Source organism: Nostoc sp. (assembly GCF_036917975.1).
Classification (GTDB): domain Bacteria; phylum Cyanobacteriota; class Cyanobacteriia; order Cyanobacteriales; family Nostocaceae; genus Nostoc.
The window spans coordinates 84,867-102,260 of record NZ_JBALEJ010000038.1; the positions used below are offsets into that span (position 1 = coordinate 84,867).

At 44.0% G+C, this 17,394-nt stretch carries 11 protein-coding genes and 2 pseudogenes; 5 read left to right on the forward strand and 8 right to left on the reverse strand.

All coding sequences use genetic code 11. The annotated features are described in order from the left end of the window. Positions 1–656: 656 nt before the first annotated feature. The 4 genes and pseudogenes from V7K76_RS17160 to V7K76_RS17175 all read right to left on the reverse strand — a co-directional run. Positions 657–848, reverse strand: a pseudogene (locus V7K76_RS17160) (RNA-guided endonuclease TnpB family protein); the annotation flags it as partial. 252 nt (positions 849–1,100) lie between these two features. Continuing rightward, positions 1,101–3,086 (reverse strand): glycine oxidase ThiO, encoded by a 1,986-nt coding sequence (thiO, locus tag V7K76_RS17165; RefSeq protein WP_334775502.1) that lies wholly within the window; start codon positions 3,084–3,086, stop codon positions 1,101–1,103. Between the two features lie 126 nt (positions 3,087–3,212). Next, positions 3,213–3,611 (reverse strand): hypothetical protein, encoded by a 399-nt coding sequence (locus V7K76_RS17170; protein ID WP_334775503.1) that lies wholly within the window; start codon positions 3,609–3,611, stop codon positions 3,213–3,215. Between the two features lie 99 nt (positions 3,612–3,710). Further along, positions 3,711–3,893: pseudogene (locus tag V7K76_RS17175) on the reverse strand (2Fe-2S iron-sulfur cluster-binding protein); the annotation flags it as partial. A 75-nt stretch (positions 3,894–3,968) separates the two neighbouring features. Here V7K76_RS17175 and cimA point away from each other — a divergent pair. Beyond that, positions 3,969–5,639, forward strand: a complete 1,671-nt coding sequence (gene cimA, locus V7K76_RS17180; protein ID WP_334775504.1) for a citramalate synthase — start codon at positions 3,969–3,971, stop codon at positions 5,637–5,639. A 112-nt stretch (positions 5,640–5,751) separates the two neighbouring features. Here the strand turns inward: cimA and V7K76_RS17185 are convergent, their stop codons facing one another. Together V7K76_RS17185 and V7K76_RS17190 are read right to left on the reverse strand one after the other, a co-directional pair. Beyond that, the gene (locus V7K76_RS17185; RefSeq protein ID WP_334775505.1) at positions 5,752–5,991 is read right to left on the reverse strand and encodes a hypothetical protein; all 240 of its coding nucleotides are present in this window, start codon (positions 5,989–5,991) and stop codon (positions 5,752–5,754) included. A gap of 227 nt (positions 5,992–6,218) precedes the next feature. After that, on the reverse strand, positions 6,219–6,452 hold the full coding sequence (locus tag V7K76_RS17190; RefSeq protein ID WP_334775506.1) for a hypothetical protein: 234 nt from the start codon (positions 6,450–6,452) through the stop codon (positions 6,219–6,221). Between the two features lie 160 nt (positions 6,453–6,612). On the opposite strand from V7K76_RS17190, the gene V7K76_RS17195 reads away from it, so the two are divergent. Continuing rightward, positions 6,613–8,757 (forward strand): NAD(P)/FAD-dependent oxidoreductase, encoded by a 2,145-nt coding sequence (locus V7K76_RS17195; protein ID WP_334775507.1) that lies wholly within the window; start codon positions 6,613–6,615, stop codon positions 8,755–8,757. A gap of 63 nt (positions 8,758–8,820) precedes the next feature. Here the strand turns inward: V7K76_RS17195 and V7K76_RS17200 are convergent, their stop codons facing one another. Further along, positions 8,821–10,359, reverse strand: coding sequence for a hypothetical protein (locus V7K76_RS17200; RefSeq protein WP_334775508.1), 1,539 nt, complete (start codon positions 10,357–10,359; stop codon positions 8,821–8,823). 1,294 nt (positions 10,360–11,653) lie between these two features. On the opposite strand from V7K76_RS17200, the gene V7K76_RS17205 reads away from it, so the two are divergent. The 3 genes from V7K76_RS17205 (at position 11,654) to V7K76_RS17215 (ending at position 15,509) form a co-directional block, all read left to right on the forward strand. After that, on the forward strand, positions 11,654–13,108 hold the full coding sequence (locus V7K76_RS17205) for an aminotransferase class V-fold PLP-dependent enzyme (protein ID WP_334775509.1): 1,455 nt from the start codon (positions 11,654–11,656) through the stop codon (positions 13,106–13,108). A gap of 137 nt (positions 13,109–13,245) precedes the next feature. Then, positions 13,246–14,532 carry a sulfite oxidase gene (locus tag V7K76_RS17210; RefSeq protein WP_334775510.1) on the forward strand — a complete coding sequence of 429 codons (1,287 nt, stop codon included), beginning with the start codon at positions 13,246–13,248 and terminating at the stop codon, positions 14,530–14,532. 185 nt (positions 14,533–14,717) lie between these two features. Next, positions 14,718–15,509: a sulfite exporter TauE/SafE family protein gene (locus V7K76_RS17215; RefSeq protein WP_334775511.1), complete on the forward strand. Its 792-nt coding sequence runs from the start codon at positions 14,718–14,720 to the stop codon at positions 15,507–15,509. Positions 15,510–15,878: 369 nt separating this feature from the next. Here the strand turns inward: V7K76_RS17215 and V7K76_RS17220 are convergent, their stop codons facing one another. Beyond that, positions 15,879–17,378 (reverse strand): Ig-like domain-containing protein, encoded by a 1,500-nt coding sequence (locus V7K76_RS17220; protein ID WP_334775512.1) that lies wholly within the window; start codon positions 17,376–17,378, stop codon positions 15,879–15,881. Positions 17,379–17,394 lie beyond the last annotated feature (16 nt).

Consider the following 17,394-nt stretch of genomic DNA (forward strand, 5'->3'; position numbering starts at 1 on the left):
TCGGGCTAGGCATTGACTTTTTGAACCATCTCTACCTCCTGTAGCTTATGGTTTGATACCTACCTATAATTATTTACAGGCGCAGACAAGAAGGTTACTTCGTTCCCGCTATCCATTGGTTGGGTTCTTAGGGCGTGTCTCTCCACCGGGGTTTAAAGAGGTGCGCTATCTCGGTAGCATAATCCTGATAGTCTTTGTTACCCTTGTCGGATATTTCTGACCCAAGAGATGTGAGCTTATTTCCCTTGGTGGGTGGTGACGATGGTTCAGATGACACTTCGTTTTCTCTGCCCATAAACTCTTGCTTGCAGTGGGTGCTTTCAGCTATTACCACCCATTCCTGCTTTCACCCCCGCTTTACGCCTTTGATAATCAGTCTCAGATGTAGGGGCTACCAGTTGTCTGGTAGTTTGTGTGCTTTTAATCCCGCACCGGGACAGTAGGACTTGGTATATTGTGGATTAGGTTATAATTCAAGTTGAGTTACTTAAATCTTTCCCTTTATCTTCTCGCTTTCTTAGCTGTTGGCTCGGCTAGATTTCCACACCTACATGGATAGTGAGTTGTCATTGATTGAGGATTTAAAAGTGCGAACTCTACCCTTAATAGGTTACTCAATCAAAGCCAGTCATCCTCCTTATTCAGGTTTCGACTGAACGAATCGCACATGCTTTCCAACCAACTAGCTTTTCACCATATTTGGGTAGGGAGTCTCCATCTAAAAAGCTCGACTTGCTCGTGTAGGCTTCCTCTGTTTCAATAAATCTAATGCTGTGCAAATCACACAGTTGTTTTAATCTGTCTTTCAACTTGCCTAAAGGCATTTGAACAAATTTGGTTGAGTCGATGGGAACAGTACAGTAAGACTGCACATAACTTCAAGTCACTTTTGGGAAGTTGTGTCACCATCATCAATCCCATCCACCCGTGCCGCTTCCCTCTCAGGTCTGAAGACGCGCTCGTTTCCCGCATCCCGCATATTTCTATGAGTCTTTGAACTCCGTTAATTAAGTTTTTAAGGTGGATTAATGAGGAGTTCTAACTCTCCTCAGTCCCAGTCCCAGTCCCAGTCCCAGTCCCCAGTCCCCAGTCCCCAGTCCCTAACTAGTAATCGTTCCAGTCAGAGGAGAACTAGGACTGGCGTAATCTTTAATGGGCATTCTGCCAGCAAGGTATGCGAGACGACCGGCAACTGTTGCTAAATTCATGGCGCGGGCCATTGCTGCTGGGTTTAGAGAAAGAGCGATCGCACTATTAATTAACAAGGCATCTGCTCCCAATTCCATTGCCTGGGCGGCTTCTGAGGGTGAACCAATACCAGCATCTACCACCACTGGCACACCTGCATTTTCAATGATGATTTGGATATTGGCAGTTGTTTTTAGCCCTTGTCCAGAACCAATTGGCGATGCCAAAGGCATTACTGTCGCACAGCCTACTTCTTCTAAACGCTTGGCTAACATCGGGTCAGCGTTAATATAGGGCAATACTGCAAAGCCCTCTTTTACTAGTTGTTCTGCTGCTTGCAGCGTCCCGATCGGATCTGGGAGTAAATACTTAAGGTCAGGTATTACTTCTAACTTGACAAAATTATTATCTTCCTGTCCTAACAATTTTGCCATTTCTCGCCCCAAACGCGCTACCCGAATCGCCTCTTCCGCAGTTTGACAGCCTGCGGTATTGGGCAACATCCAAATTTTCTTCCAATCTAAGGCTTCTGCTAAACCTTCATGTCCAGGAGCCTTGGTTTGTACCCGTCGGACTGCCACAGTGACAATCTGGCAATCGCTGGCGGCGACGCTTTGCTGCATTTCCTCGATGCTGCGATACTTACCAGTTCCCGTCATCAAGCGGGATTGGAAGGTTTTGCCAGCAATAATTAATGGGGAATTTGTAGAGACGCGATTCATCGCGTCTGGGGTACGATGCCCGTTGGAAAAATTGGCAGAGTGAGTCAGCATTGGGGTGGAGGTAGATGGCTTGGACTGGAAGCGCGAATAGTGAAAATTAGCAAGTAGAGGGTCAGACTTTTGTTCCAAGATGAAATCGGCAATTAATTTGGCAGTTATGGGCGCAAGTAGAATTCCGTTGCGGTAATGACCAGTCGCCAGAGTTAAATTTTGACAGTGGCTAGTGCCAAGGATGGGTAATTCATCAGGGGTAGCTGGGCGAAATCCCCACCAGAATTCTTGAATGGGATAATGCTTTAGTTGGGGATAAAGCCGGATGGCAGCTTGTAGTAATTTTTGAATACCTTCTGGGGTGTTGTTGGGAATAAAGCCAACATCTTCGCTGGTTGCGCCAATAACGAGGCGATCGCATCTTGGTACGATGTAAATATCCTGCCCAAACAAAACCCGCTTCAACGGCAATTCCGGCGAAACTTCTGGTATCCGCACACTCAGCATTTGTCCTTTTCTGGGTAGCACAGGTAGCGGTAACAATTCATTTGACCAAGCACCTGAAGCTAAAACATAGTGCGCGGCGTGAATCATTCCAGCATTGGTTTGTACACCAACCACTTGCCCTTGCTGCTGTAAAAATGCTTCTACTGTAATGCCGTCTTTGAGTTCAACACCAATAGACTCAGCCGCCGTCCGCAATACGTGAGCGAGAGCCTTATTATCAACTTGTGCGTCTTCAGGATACCACCAACCACCAATTACTTCTGCTCCCAATCCTGGCTGATATTGATGAATTGCCTCTTTATTTAACCAGTAAGCCGGGGATGATGGGGAAGAGGAAGAATTTACTTCCCCTACTCCCCCTGCTTTCCCCTCCCCCCCTGCCTCTTCAAAGACAGGTGCGAGGATACCGCAGGGACGGTAGCCAGTATTTAAGCCGGTCAGTTCTTCTAATTTGCGCGTCCAGTCGGGATATAAGGCACGCGATCGCCAGCACAAGGAACGCATTGCCCCATTAGGGATGTTTTCGGCATCTGGTGCCAACATCCCGGCGGCGGCGTGGGTAGCGGCAGCCTGGAAGTCACGACAAAGCACGGTGACGTTTGCCCCGCGCAGTTTTAGTTCAATGGCGATCGCCAAACCAATAACGCCGCCACCAATAATTACAGTCTCACTAGTCATTAGTCATTAGTCATTGGTCATTTGTCATTAGTCATTAGTCATTTGTCATTTGTACATAACTCATAACTCATAACTCATAACTCATAACTTATAACTTATAACTCGTAACTAAAGACGGATCGAGAGTTACCACAAGGCGCGAATTGGTTCGCTGTTTTGATTTGTATCGCTGGATGGGGTGTTTGTGTCGGAATTATTTGTACTACCATCAGTTGTACTGTCAGCAGGTGAGGTTGAGTCAGTGGAAGGATTCTGGGCAACACTACTCCTGTTATCAGGTCTTGGGGCTACAATGCCGCGCCTGTTTTCGTTTGTTTCAGTTTTTTCATTTCCTTCAGTTGCAGTTTCATCATTCTTGCTGCCTGCACTGCTATTAACATTGATATTAGCTGGGAGAACTTGAGATTTTTTCTCACTGGGAGCGTTAGCAGTTTGTACCCCCATCGGAAAATTGATGCCTAGTAACGTACCAAGCAGAATGGCCAAACCTCCAGCCATCAAAATTAAGGGTGTCCATCTACCCATCTTGTCTTACTCCTTTTTAACCTTTTGGTGTCCACACTATTCGAGAACCTTGTCCCCAAAATCCATCAAACTTTGTCACTTTCACGCTCGATCGCGCTAATTCGCTGCTGATACTTTGCCCTCTACCTTAACCGTACAAGTACCACAACTGCCAATGCCCCGACAGTTTATTACCTTAGCACCGCCATTGTAGAGTTCAATACTATTTTGCAGCAAAATCTCTCGGAGATTGCTTCCTTGCTCACAATCAATTGTTTTACCTTCAGTTAGTACTTTAGGCATTTTTAAACTGCCAAAATGGCTTTTTGTTGTATATTGACACATTGCCTCGAAAGTTGTCTCGTCAGTCCCAGTTTTATGACCACAAATTCATCACCTCAACTTTGGCTCTATGACACTACATTACGGGATGGCACTCAGCGCGAGGGGCTATCAGTATCGATAGAAGATAAGTTACGCATTGCCCGGAGACTCGATCAACTGGGAATTCCCTTTATTGAAGGAGGTTGGCCTGGTGCCAATCCCAAGGATGTACAATTTTTCTGGCAACTCCAAGAAGATCCGCTAAAACTTGCTGAAATTGTGGCTTTTTGTTCGACTCGACGCCCCAACTCCACTGCTGCAACCGAACCAATGCTACAGGATATTTTAGCTGCGGGAACTCGCTGGGTAACGATTTTTGGCAAGTCTTGGGATTTACACGTGACAACAGGACTCAAGACGACATTAGAAGAAAATTTGGCGATGATTCGTGACACCATTGAGTACCTCCGTTCTCAAGGTCGTCGGATTATCTACGATGCTGAACATTGGTTTGATGGCTATAAGCACAATCGAGATTATGCTTTACAGACATTAGAGGTGGCGATCGCATCTGGTGCTGAATGGCTAGTCCTCTGTGATACCAATGGCGGCACTTTACCCCACGAAATTAGCCAAATTGTTCAAGATGTTGTCAGGGTGACTGGGGAACTGGGGACTGGGGACTGGGGACTGGGGACTAGGAAAGACTCTTCCCAATGCCCAATGCCCCAAATTGGAATTCATACTCATAACGATTCGGAAATGGCGGTTGCTAACGCAATAGCTGCCGTGATGGCCGGGGCAAAGATGGTACAGGGTACAATTAATGGTTATGGTGAACGTTGCGGCAATGCTAACCTCTGTTCGTTAATTCCCAATTTACAATTGAAGGCGGGTTACAGTTGTATCACAGAAGACCAGCTCACACAACTTACAGAAGCTAGTCGTTTTGTGAGTGAGGTTGTCAACCTTGCACCAGATGAACATGCCCCTTTTGTAGGACGTTCGGCTTTTGCCCACAAGGGCGGTATTCATGTATCAGCCGTGGAACGTAATCCCCTAACTTACGAACACATTCAGCCGGAACAAGTCGGCAATCGTCGCCGCATTGTGATTTCTGAACAGTCTGGACTGAGCAATGTTTTAGCTAAAGCCCGCAGTTTTGGCATTGAATTAGATCAGCAAAAAGCAGAGGCGAGGGAAATTCTTCAGCGCCTCAAAGATTTGGAGAGTGAAGGATTTCAATTTGAAGCAGCAGAAGCCAGTTTTGTACTGTTGATGCACGAAGCTTTAGGAGATCGCCAGAAGTTTTTTGAAGTCAAAGGTTTTCAAGTCCACTGCGACTTAATTGAGGGGAAAGAAACTAGCAATGCCCTAGCTACAGTTAAAGTCGCTGTTGAGGGGAAAAATATTCTGGAGGCGGCGGAAGGTAACGGCCCTGTGGCAGCTTTGGATGCAGCTTTACGCAAGGCTTTGGTGAATTTTTATCCCCAAATCGCAACCTTTGATTTGACAGATTACAAAGTGCGGATTCTCGATGGGCATACGGGTACTGCGGCGAAAACCCGTGTGTTAGTAGAGTCAGGTAATGGTCGTCAACGCTGGACGACGGTAGGGGTTTCTAACAATATTTTGGCGGCTTCCTATCAAGCGGTGGTGGAGGGTTTGGAATATGGTTTGTTGTTACATTCCCAAGCATTAGCAGCTTTAAAGGCTTCTAGTTGACAAAAGGGATATGTATAGCGATTCTCGAATGGAAGCAATACACAATAGGGTACAGCATTGCTCATTAGTGTCAACTTCAGCTGAAACTCCTTTAAAACCCAATACAGTTCATTTAAGCTTCTCTTCCTTCTCTTCCTTCTCTTCCTTCTCTTTCTTTGCGTCCTACCCTGCGGGAAGCCACTTCGTGTCTATGTGTCCTTTGCGGTTCGTTAAAAAAAATTACTTTGACAAAGAGTAAACCCTTAACTGAACCGTATTGCTTTAAAACCTCGTTTCCAGCCTCCAGCTGGAAATGCAACTCAAAAGCGGCTCTGCCGCCAGTAAGAGAGGCGGCAGCCCCAACGACGACCATTCCCAGTCTCCGACTGGGAACGAGATTTAAAACGCTGATATGGTTAATCTAGTGGCTTCTGTGCCATGAACACAAAAATAGAAACCAATTGCCAATCTGATACTGATAACTATTGTTGCTTCTATACCTAAAATGCGTAGGCGCAGCCCAACCCAGGCATCGCTAATATTTAGGTGCAGACCGAGAAATCTCATGCTGCGAGCAAAACTTCATCATAATAAAAGGTTTTAGGAGAACTTTTCCCATGATTGGGCAACTAATTGGCTCAACCAGCGACGCTGTTGCTGATCCAGCAGTGGATCATCTGCTAGTAACTGAGTGGTTAATTCTTCCAAAGATTGACCCTGAGCGCGGACAACTTTAATTACTCCAGCGATCGCAGCAGCAACTAATTCTTCATCAATCGGCTGTTGTCGCAGAGCAAAAATTTCCTGGGGACTGTCTGGAATGGGATAATTCATGGCGTGGGTTTACAGAAATACAAAATGAACAATAAATTCAACAAATTCTTAAAATTTCTTCACTGAATCTTTACCAAACCAATAGGGCGGAGTTTACCTTACTTTGTGCCTGAAGAAAATCTGTCTTAGTGAGTAGATTGATCGGAGATGTCAGGAAACGATGAGAGAAATCCTTTATTTAGAAATTCCAACTCCAGATATGGCAACTGTGCGTAGCTGGCTACAAACAGATTTTGAACCTGGAAATGGGGAAAAATTGCTTACCTCAGAAGGCTTTCGCCTCAAAATACCTAGTGCTACTACACCTGCTGGCACGGCTCTTTCCGAAAACTTGCCTGCGGAACTTTCGGTATTTGTCTGGTCAGTGCAACGAACTACCTATCTGAAAGTGTTTCGTTGGGCAGAACAACCCTTTCCCGGAGAGGGACAAATTCTGCGACACCTAACCAAAGAAATCAGAAGCCGTTTTCCGCATCATTACCCAGAACCGCCAGCGATTGATTTATCCCAGCAATCGATTTTTGCCGCGCTAGCCTCTGCTTACCCCCTCACCGTCAAGTATTTTCAGAAAATGCCCAACGGTGAATATGACCTCACACGTGCCTATTGGTGGGAACAACGATGGCGCGAAGGGGTACGGAATCCGCAGCAGCCGCGTCAAGTTGTGTTTTCTGGTAAAGGGGACTGGGGACTGGGGACTGGGGACTGGGGAAAAGATCATCCCAATACCCAATCGCCAGTCCCTAATCCCCAGTACGACATCATTTATATCGGCGGCGCATTAGGTGCGATTCATGCAGCACTGATGGCAAAACTGGGATATAAAGTCTTGCTGGTGGAACGAATGCCCTTTGGGAAGATGAACCGAGAATGGAATATTTCGCGCGATGAGATTCAAAGCTTGGTTAACCTGGGTTTAGTCACCCCCGCTGAGTTAGAAACCATCATTGCCAGGGAATACAAAGATGGATTCAATAAGTTTTTTGATGCTAATAATCCAGCCAAACTGCGATCGCCCGTCCTCCACACACCCACAGTCCTAAATTTAGGCTTGGATTCCGAAAAATGGCTCCAAATGTGTGGGCAAAAGCTGCAAGCCGCAGGTGGCGAAATCTGGGATGAAACAGAGTTTATCCGTGCAGATATTGATATATCACAAGTCATTTTGAAAGTCAAGCATTTACCCAGTCAGATTGAAAAACAAGTAAGTGGACGACTGCTAATCGATGCAATGGGAACTGCATCACCCATTGCTTGGCAATTAAATGGTGGTCGTGCTTTTGATAGTGTCTGTCCGACAGTGGGAGCGGCAATTGAGAGCGGATTTGAGCCAGGAGTATGGGATTCCCAATATGGAGACGTTCTTTACAGTCATGGGGATATTTCGCGGGGAAGGCAGTTGATTTGGGAATTGTTTCCTGGAGCAGGTGATGAACTGACGATTTATTTATTTCATTACCACCAAGTCAATGCCGAAAATCCCGGTTCCTTGCTAGAGATGTACGAGGACTTTTTCACGATTTTGCCAGAGTATCGCAGGTGCGACATGGATAAATTGGTGTGGAAGAAACCGACATTTGGGTATATACCGGGGCATTTTAGTATCGGAAGTAGCGATCGCACAGTTGCCTTCGATCGATTGATAGCGATCGGTGATGCGGCATCACTGCAATCTCCCCTCGTATTCACTGGTTTTGGTTCCCTAGTTCGCAACTTAGAGCGTTTAACAACACTGTTGGATATTGCTCTCAAACATGACTTGTTAAGTTTCCGACACTTAAACCAAATTCGCGCTTACCAAAGCAACGTTTCCGTGACTTGGCTATTTTCCAAAGGCATGATGGTACCCACAGGGAAATTTTTACCCCCGCAACGAATTAACGCCATGCTCAACACCTTTTTTGGACTGTTAACAGACGAACCACTAGAGGTGGCAGATAATTTCATCAAAGATAAGTGTGATTGGTTAACCTTTAACCGCCTAGCACTGAAAGCCGCCAGTAAAAATCCTGCCTTACTTTTATGGATTTGGGAACTTGCTGGCCCTAGAGATTTAGTGCGATGGCTTGGTAGTTATTTCAACTTTGGTCGTCATGCCCTAGTTAGCGCTTTGCTGAGTCCGTGGTTTGAGCGCTTCTTGAATCGGGTAGGTTTTTGGCTAGAACCCCGGAATCCAGGCTTGTGGCTACGGCTATTGGCGATTAATTATGCGATCGCCACAGGCAAACCGCGATCGCGCAGTCAAGTCGCAAAAACCAACCCAGAAGCCATAATTCCGAAGTCAGAAGCAAGAATTAGTCATTAGTCATTGGTCATTGGTCACTAATTACTAATCACTTTATTACTCCAAACTCAGCACTCAGCACTCTTAACTCTTGGAGCGAAAATTCGGTAGTTCTACAGATGCCAATGACTTACGTCCCTTGGGTGGACGCTGGGGATAAACCACTGGTGAAGGTGAATTGGCATCATTAGTGTTATCACTTGATGACTCTGGGGACAAATCAGTTGTTGACAATTCCAAATTCGTCAATTGTGAAACTTCTGACCAGTAGTCTTCAGCTTCTCCAACAGGCGTTTCGGTGTGAGTTGGAGTAGAGGGAACCAGTAAGCTGTTAGCTGGTGAAAGCACAGAATCCGTCGTCCAAGAAGTAGGGGTAGTTGCAGGAGGATTATTTTCTTCTTCTACCGGCTCCTTTTGGGGATTTTCTAGTTCCTCATCGTCTTCTAAGATTGTTGCTAAAGTCTCCCAGATAGGCGCATCACCTACATCCGTTTTCGCAGCAGGTGGTGGTGATGCAGATGCAGGCTGGGAGGTGAAAAACATTTGAATTAGACTATCTAATTGCTGATCTAAATTTGATGAACCCGAAGATGAAACAGCTTCCTCTGTATTTGGGGAATCATTAACTTTTGGAGATGACTCTGGTTGCGTTGGTGTTGGCGTGTCTTTCTTAACTGTCCAGTTCCAAGGAGATGAAGGCGTTGGTGGGACTTCATTTCTTTGGAATGGGATTGGTGCTGAAGGTTCGCCCCAAGAATTATCTGGATCGTTATTCAAGGATTCTGCTTCTGCTGACCAAGGTGTAATTGGCTGTGCGTTAGGAAACAAAGACCGAGCTTTTCTGGAGAATCTTCCTTGGCTACTAGTTATGTCTTTAGGATGTTTTGCCGCATCCTCTAGGGAGTCATAGCTAGGAACCGATGTATCTAGACATTTTTCTAAAGCTGCTTTAAATTGCAGCGTTTGGCGTTGTTGTCGCATCAGTCTAGTACGTAATTCCCGACAAACATTTTCTGACTGCAATAGCTGCTCAGACTGTTCGTTGTTGCTAGTGTGTAGCAACGTACATTCTCGCTCTAACTGGGCAAGGCGTTGTTGGCTAATTTGCAACTGTGCTTTATAAGTATCAGTAAAAATTTCCTGGCGCTGAATAGTTTGTACAGCGGTTTCTAATTGTTGAAATAGAGATTTTATCTGTTCTTGAGCGGCAGCGAGTTCCTGAGTATGTTGGTTGAGCATCGACTCACTAACGCTGGAGCGCGTTTTTTGCCACTGCAAAACCTTTTCTGACTCAGCTAGGTTATCTTTTAGCTGCTCCACTTGTTCATACAATTTATTGTTAGCCGCACGTAATTCTTCGTTCAATGCCAGCAGGTTTTGAAACTCCGAGTCAATAAGTGCTTGTTTGCCGCTTTCCGGCTCTGCAACCCAGTCCTGCTGGGTGGTATCTTGTGAAAATTGTGTATCTTCAGCTGGCATGAGGAGTGGCAGCTTTTTAACTGCCATATTGTCATTAGGCACAACTGAGTAAAAGGGACAACTCGCCTGTTCTGATTGTGGCGAATTAGCAGAATTTAGGGATTCCATCACAGCCCCCTTATTTGAGGTGTTAGCTTCATTCATCACTCTTGACTCACCTGCTTAAAAATATTCAGCAGTGCTGGCATTAGCATTGCTTATCAACTCTGTCTAATCAGGGTTTGCTCTAGAAGCTAAGTTTAACTCTCTCCAAGCACCAGCAATTAATTATCAATTGGTGTTCCCCATTTTGTATCTAGACTGATGCCGTTATAACACTATGATGCTCTTTCCCGTCAAGGATAGTAGGCAGAAGGGGAACTCCGGCGATCTTTGAGAACAGGCAAGAGAGAGGAGAAACCCGATAGTTAAGAACTAAATTATATTGGCTGATGAAGTTTTTCTATGTGAAAAAACTGCCTAAACCTACACTTTATTATTTAAAACCGCATCTGTCTTTAGAGACAAATAATAAATGTGTTTTTAAATACATTCACATGCTGGCTTATTTATCGAACAGAATTCAGGAGTCAGGAGCGGAGCCGGAGACGCTCCGCCTCCGGTCAGAATTCAGCAATGTTTTCTGTACGACTGGCGGATAGCGCAGCGTAAAGCCTTCTCTACGAGAGGCTCCGCCAACGGCATGGCTTCGCTTAGAGCGAGTCTTCGAGCGTCTGAATAATCGGCGTTTTTGCACCCCCACCAAATTTTCAATTTGGTGGTGCAACAATTCCTGCGCCGGTCTGAATCCCCGACTGATTTATTCTGACTTCTGAATTCTTCAATACTTAGGATACATCACAGTACCAGTATCTTTTATTTAATGATGATTCTGTAATAATACGCTTGGGTTAAGGGCTACTGGCAACAATTTTGGGTTTTCGAGACGCGATAATGTTAAAAAATTCTGCTGACCACGAATAAATACTTATAAAGAGTTATTGAAGAAGTAATAATACACCTAAGTGTATTAATGAAACTTTTTTAAAGAGTAATCTCAACTTAGTACTGGCTTTTATCTGGGTAAATGCAGTTCTAGTAAGCAATTATCGGCTTAGTTCGTGAGAGGTTTTTCTCTCAACTTGCCTTCAATGCGTCAAGTTTCTTTAATGACTACAAGAAAATCATTTAAAGTATACTTAACTACTTAATAACATTATTTACATTGTATTTTCGCTAACAGTAAAAATACTATAATTAAGTATTAATATGGATACACTTTTTAATCCTTTTGTTAAAGAATAATTTATATAACCGAGTTTTCCACTAGTAATAAAGTAGTTATAAAGAAGTTATAAAGACTATTATTACTGCCATTGAGATGATTTGGGCGTGAAATAAAGCGTTATGGCAGTTAGGCTTGTCCAAAAAATTCAATTTTAAAATAGGGGTGCTAAAGATGACCGATATACTTACAATGGGTGCAAATATCAAGCAAGAAGCTGCCAAACTATCGCTGTTGTCAGAAAATTTTGACAGTTTTTGGGACAAAGAAATCAGACCGTTATTTACAGAAGAGTCTCTATCTTTCAAGGTTAAAACTCTCAACGGAAACTATGTCAAGTACGTAAACTTGGATAATGGAGCTACAACCACTCCTTTTGCAACCGTCAAGCAGCATGTCGATGAAATGCTTGACGGTTATGGCAGCGTGCATCGAGGTTCTGGGCAAAAGTCCATCATCACTACACGAGAATATGACGTTAGCCGAAACATCATTCGAGACTTTGTAGGGTCATCTTCAGACAACTATGTAATCTTTGCGAAGAATACAACAGAAGCAATTAATGGAGCCGCGACACTTTGGGCAAAAAAACCGGGGAAAATCTTAGTTTCTGATATTGAGCATTCATCCAACCTACTGCCTTGGGTGACTAGAGACGAAGTTGTGCAGTATAGAACTCAGCCGGATGGAAGTGTAAGTGTTGCAGAAATTGAAGATATCTTCAAAGCCCACCAAAATCTCCCCGAAGCCGAGCAAATTAAGTTAGTAACTATTACAGGTGCTTCGACAATTACAGGTTATAGACCTCCGATTTACGAGATTGCAGCTTTAGCACATCGGTATGGCGCAAAGATATTTGCTGATGTGTGTCAGTTAATTCAGCATGAACGAGTAGATATGCGTGCTGATGATGACCCATGTCATTTAGATTTTGTGGCTTTCTCTGGACACAAGATGTATGCGCCTTATGGAACCGGGGTTTTGCTAGGGCCAAAGGAATTTTTTGATAGCTCCTACCCTTATCAAATCGGCGGTGGAAACCTGCCTTATATCACCAGAAATCTAGAGATCAAGCGTTTTTATACAGAACGGGCCCACGATCCTGGAACACCAAACGCAATGGGTGCGATCGCCATTGCCAAAGCGATTGAAATTATCGAAGCAGTAGGACGCGATCGCATTGCTCAATATGAACACTGTTTAGTTGAATTCACATATACACGGCTGGAGATGATTACTGGTGTAAAAATACATATTCCCGAAGATAATTTAGCCCATGTTATTCCCTTCGATATTGATGGGTTTGACGGACGCTTAGTAGCAGAGATTCTGGCACAAGAATACGGTATTGGCGTTCGGGCTGGGGCTTTCTGTACTTATGAATACATTCGCAAACTCAAGAATGTTTCAGACGAACAAGACTCCGAAATTGCTCAGGAAGTAGACAGAGGAATTACGCGCAACATTCCTAGTATTATCCGAGCCAGCTTTGCTGTATATAATACATTAGAAGACTGCGATCGCTTTATAAATGCGATCGCTCAAATAGCTAAAAACGGATTTGCTCACTATTTACCCAACTACACACAAGATCAGATAACTGGTGTTTGGACAGCGATAAATAGCTAGTTTTTTAGGATATTGGGCATGGGGCATTGGGCATTGGTTATTAATTCATCTCCCTTGCTCCTTCATCAAGCCTTATTGTGTGTATCTTAAATTACGAATTACGAATTACGAATTACGAATTGAAAGGGGGTAATAGCTTGAGCGATGAAAACCTCTTTGACCAAGAGGATTATGTACAGAAACGGGTTGAGCAGTGCATCTGGCAAAAAAGTACAGATGCGGGTATTTCGCGCCAGCGTTTTCTGAAAATACTAGCTACTATGGTTGGCGCAACAGCCATTGGGGGATTAGCTAAACCTTCATCTGCTCACAGTCAGACAGCTGTTAAAACTAAAGGGAGCAAAATACTTAAGCCATTACCACCAGGGTATATCTCTCATAGCAAAGGCACATTAGAGATGAACTGGGAAGCGATGTATGGACGTGGTTATTTAGTACCAAACGATTGGTTTTATGTTCACAACCGCAGTACACCTCCCCCTTTTGACCCGTCTACATGGCGTTTGCAAATTCATGGAACTGGCGTTTCTGCACCTTGCGAGTTTACTTACGATGAAATCATTGCCATGCCATCCGTCTCAGTCACTTGTGCTATTGAGTGTGCTGCTAATGGTCGGCGGTTCTTTGAAGAAGCTTACAACACACCACTTCCTGGAACACGTTGGAGGCTTGGGGCGATTGGTGTGGCTGAGTGGACTGGTGTACCACTTGGTATGTTATTAGAGCGGGCTGGATTGAAATCCACAGCAAAAGATGTACTCGTTGAGGGTGCAGATGTAGATTCGCTGGACTCAAAAGAGACAAATAAATCCAAGTTCAGCAGTGTAGTTCCAATTAGCAAAGCATTAGCAGATAATTCGCTCGTTGTCTATGCAATGAATGGAGAACCATTACCCCCAGATCATGGTCAGCCGTGCCGTGTCTTATTTCCTGGTTGGGGAGGAAACGCCAACGTTAAATGGATTGAGCGGATTGAAGTTTCTGAAACACCGATATATACCCAGTGGGTGACAGAACAGATGGTGCTGGTTGGTGCAGACTATCCAGCGATCGCACCATATAAAGGTAAGCTGATTACCTACCAAAATGTTAAGAGTGCTTTTGAGTTGGCTTGGCCAGCTACGCTTTCGGCTAAAACCCACTTACTGCGTGGACGTTCTTGGTCTGGGAAAGGAAAGATTGCACGTGTAGAAGTCAGCCTAGATGGCGGCAAAACTTGGCAATTTGCACGACTGAGAGAACCCAATTTTCCATTTGCATGGGTACGGTGGGACATTGAATGGAACCCACTTCCTGGGGAATATTTTCTCCAGGCTCGTGCTACAGACAATTTAGGTAATACACAACCGATTACAGTTCCGTGGAATGATTCTGGATTGCTCTACGGAGGCGTTGTTAATCATCCGGTGATGGTACGGGGATGAGGAGGACAAGGGGACAAAGAGAATAATTAATAACCATGCCCAATTCCCAATAGACATCTCCGAAAAAGAATGTAGAGACGTAGCACTGCTACGTCTCTACAAGGGTTATGGGTAACGCATATTTAATTTCTGGAGATGTCTAATGCCTATTCAGCACTATCAGTTGTCTAGAAAAAGAATTATTTATGATTGATTTTAGTTGGTTGATTTTAGTGAGTGGGGGTTTAATATCGGGAGTCATAGCTGGACTTTTAGGAATAGGTGGCGGTATTATCACGATTCCTCTTTTAGTCACACTAGGTTATACTCCCGTTCAGGCGATCGCTACTAGTAGCCTTGCTATTGTGATTACTTCAATTTCTGGAAGTTTGCAAAATTTGTGGATGGGCTACTTTGACTTTAAACGAGTAATCTATTTAGGAATTCCAGCTTTTCTAACTACTGGAATAGGTGTATATTTTGCCAATAAAATTCCATCCTATATAATACTCTTTACATTTGGCATTATACTACTCACTAATATCTATCTGATTGAGCTTCGTAAGCAACTAGCCTTTAAAGAAATAGAGAATACAGCCCCAGTATTTAACCCATTAGTTTCTAAAATTGGCACTGGGGGAGCAGCAGGAATTTTAGCAGGTTTATTTGGCTTAGGTGGCGGTACGATTATGGTGCCGTTGCAAATGTTGCTATTGGGAGAAGAAATTAAAGTAGCAATTCAAACTAGTTTAGGTGTGATTGTCATAACTGGTTTAGCTGCCTGCACAGGACACACATTAGAGGGAAATATTCTGTTTGCTCAAGGTATAGTTTTAGGCTTTGGTGGTCTTTTAGGCGTTCAGATGAGTACTCGCACGTTGCCAAAACTACCAGATTATACTGTGAGTTTAGTGCTGCGTATTTTTCTAGGAATACTATCAATTTATATTTTTTGGGAAGCTTGGACAAATTATCAACAAATAATTACTAGTTTGTAATTCGGATATTTTTCAAAGAGGTGAGATATGAGTATTTTTAAAGTTGAAGTTGTCAAAATCAACAGTATTAATCCTCATCCCAATGTTGATAGGCTAGATATTGCCTCTTATTTTCTCAAGGTAGCTGTAGGGTGTGTTATGCCGTAGGCTAACGCACCTGAGATTGTTGACGGTGCGTTGCGCTTTGCGACAACACACCCTACATTAAAATTCCTTAACATAGCTGGAAATATTAGCACCGACTTACTTACAATTTATGTCCCTGGTTTACCTCACCCTCAATCCCTCTCCTTATAAAGGAGAGGGAAGCTAGAGACAGGATGAAGTTTTGCATCTTAATTTAATCCACGTTCCTTACGAATTATGCTCTCAAGGTAGCCATCGGGGATGAAACCCAGCTAAGGGGAGTTGTTCTGGTTTAATTTCAACAGTCGTAGCATCAGCGATGGGTAATAGAGGCATTAACCACAGGCTACTGGTAGCGATCGTATCTCCATCATCAGTTTTTAAAGTGTTTGGGGGTAATGATGCTGTGGTGTTTGTCTGCGGTACTACTTGGTCAAATAACAAGCCCAAACCGTCGGCAGATAAACTCATTTGCACATTCCGTTGGGCGGGAGGCAGTACTAATAGTGGTTTCTGTTGTCCGGTTTTCAGATCAATTGCCACCACATAAGGTTGTTCTATGTATTGTTCCTTGGATACTAGCTGTGTCAGCAAACAATAGAGGGTGGGTGAGGCGATGTCAAATTGGCAACTGACAATTGAGCCTGTTGTTTTTACTAGTTGTTTCTGCACACCCTGGTTTGTCACTAAAAACAAATCTCGCGTGTAATCTGTATTAAACCTTACCATTGCTGCTTGAGAGCCATCTTTAGAGAAAGCCTGTACCAAACCAAACTGCGGCAGAAAATCTAAAGGTTTACTTGCATCACCTTGCAGTGGTAAAATCGCTGCTCCCTGTCCTTGGGCAACTGCAACGGCTTTACTATCTGGCGTGATCATAAAGTCTCCCCCTGGTTGGCTTTTGAGGCGTTGCGGGACGGGTTTTTTTGCGGAAGCGTCACTGGTTGCTGGCATAAACCAGAGTCCAAAGTCGCCAGGATTATTTTTGTTTCCCCGTTGGATGACAATAGTTTGCCCATCGGGTGATAAGTCAAATTTCAGGTTTTGATAATCTTTATTATCTAAAATCAGGTCAACTTTGCCTTCTGGTTCTGCTTTTTGTCCAGATTTAGCAGAAACGCCGGTTGTTACTGTATATATTTGGGCTGAAAGTAAGTCTTGATTGTTTGCGGCGCGAGCAGAAAATAAAATTTTCTCCCCATCAGGAAATGATTCAAAGTCTATTACTACCAAGTCTTTAGGGGTAAGTACCCTTTTTTGTTCTTGGGTCAAGTTGTAAAGAACTAACCGCCCTTTTTCTTCTTTATCAGTGCCGATGTAAAGGATAACGCGATCGCGTGTACGAAAGCTACCTGTAAAGGGTTGTATCAGCCGATTGTTGCCCTCTTGCAGGGCAAACTTATCTTTGGCTCCTTGTAACTGCACTTTATAATTCGTGCCATAAGGTGCTGGTGCTACCAGTGTATAAACCATCCGCCGCCCAGCCCAACTGAATTTACCTGCGAGGGGTGGCTCAATTTTCAAGTTATCCTCGACGCTTTTGATTTCCATTGGGCGGCTGAAGGTGAGGGTGAAAGAGTTATCTTCTGCCCCAATTTGTTGATTTTGCCAGGTAAAATCCCGGACACGAGCAGTTACCACATCACCTTGCAAGATGATTAACCCAATCAGCACACTCAGCAGTAGCATTAGTGCGATCGCAATCCGATCTAGTGGTTGAATAAATATTTTAGATTTAGTCATTGGTTATTAGTCATTT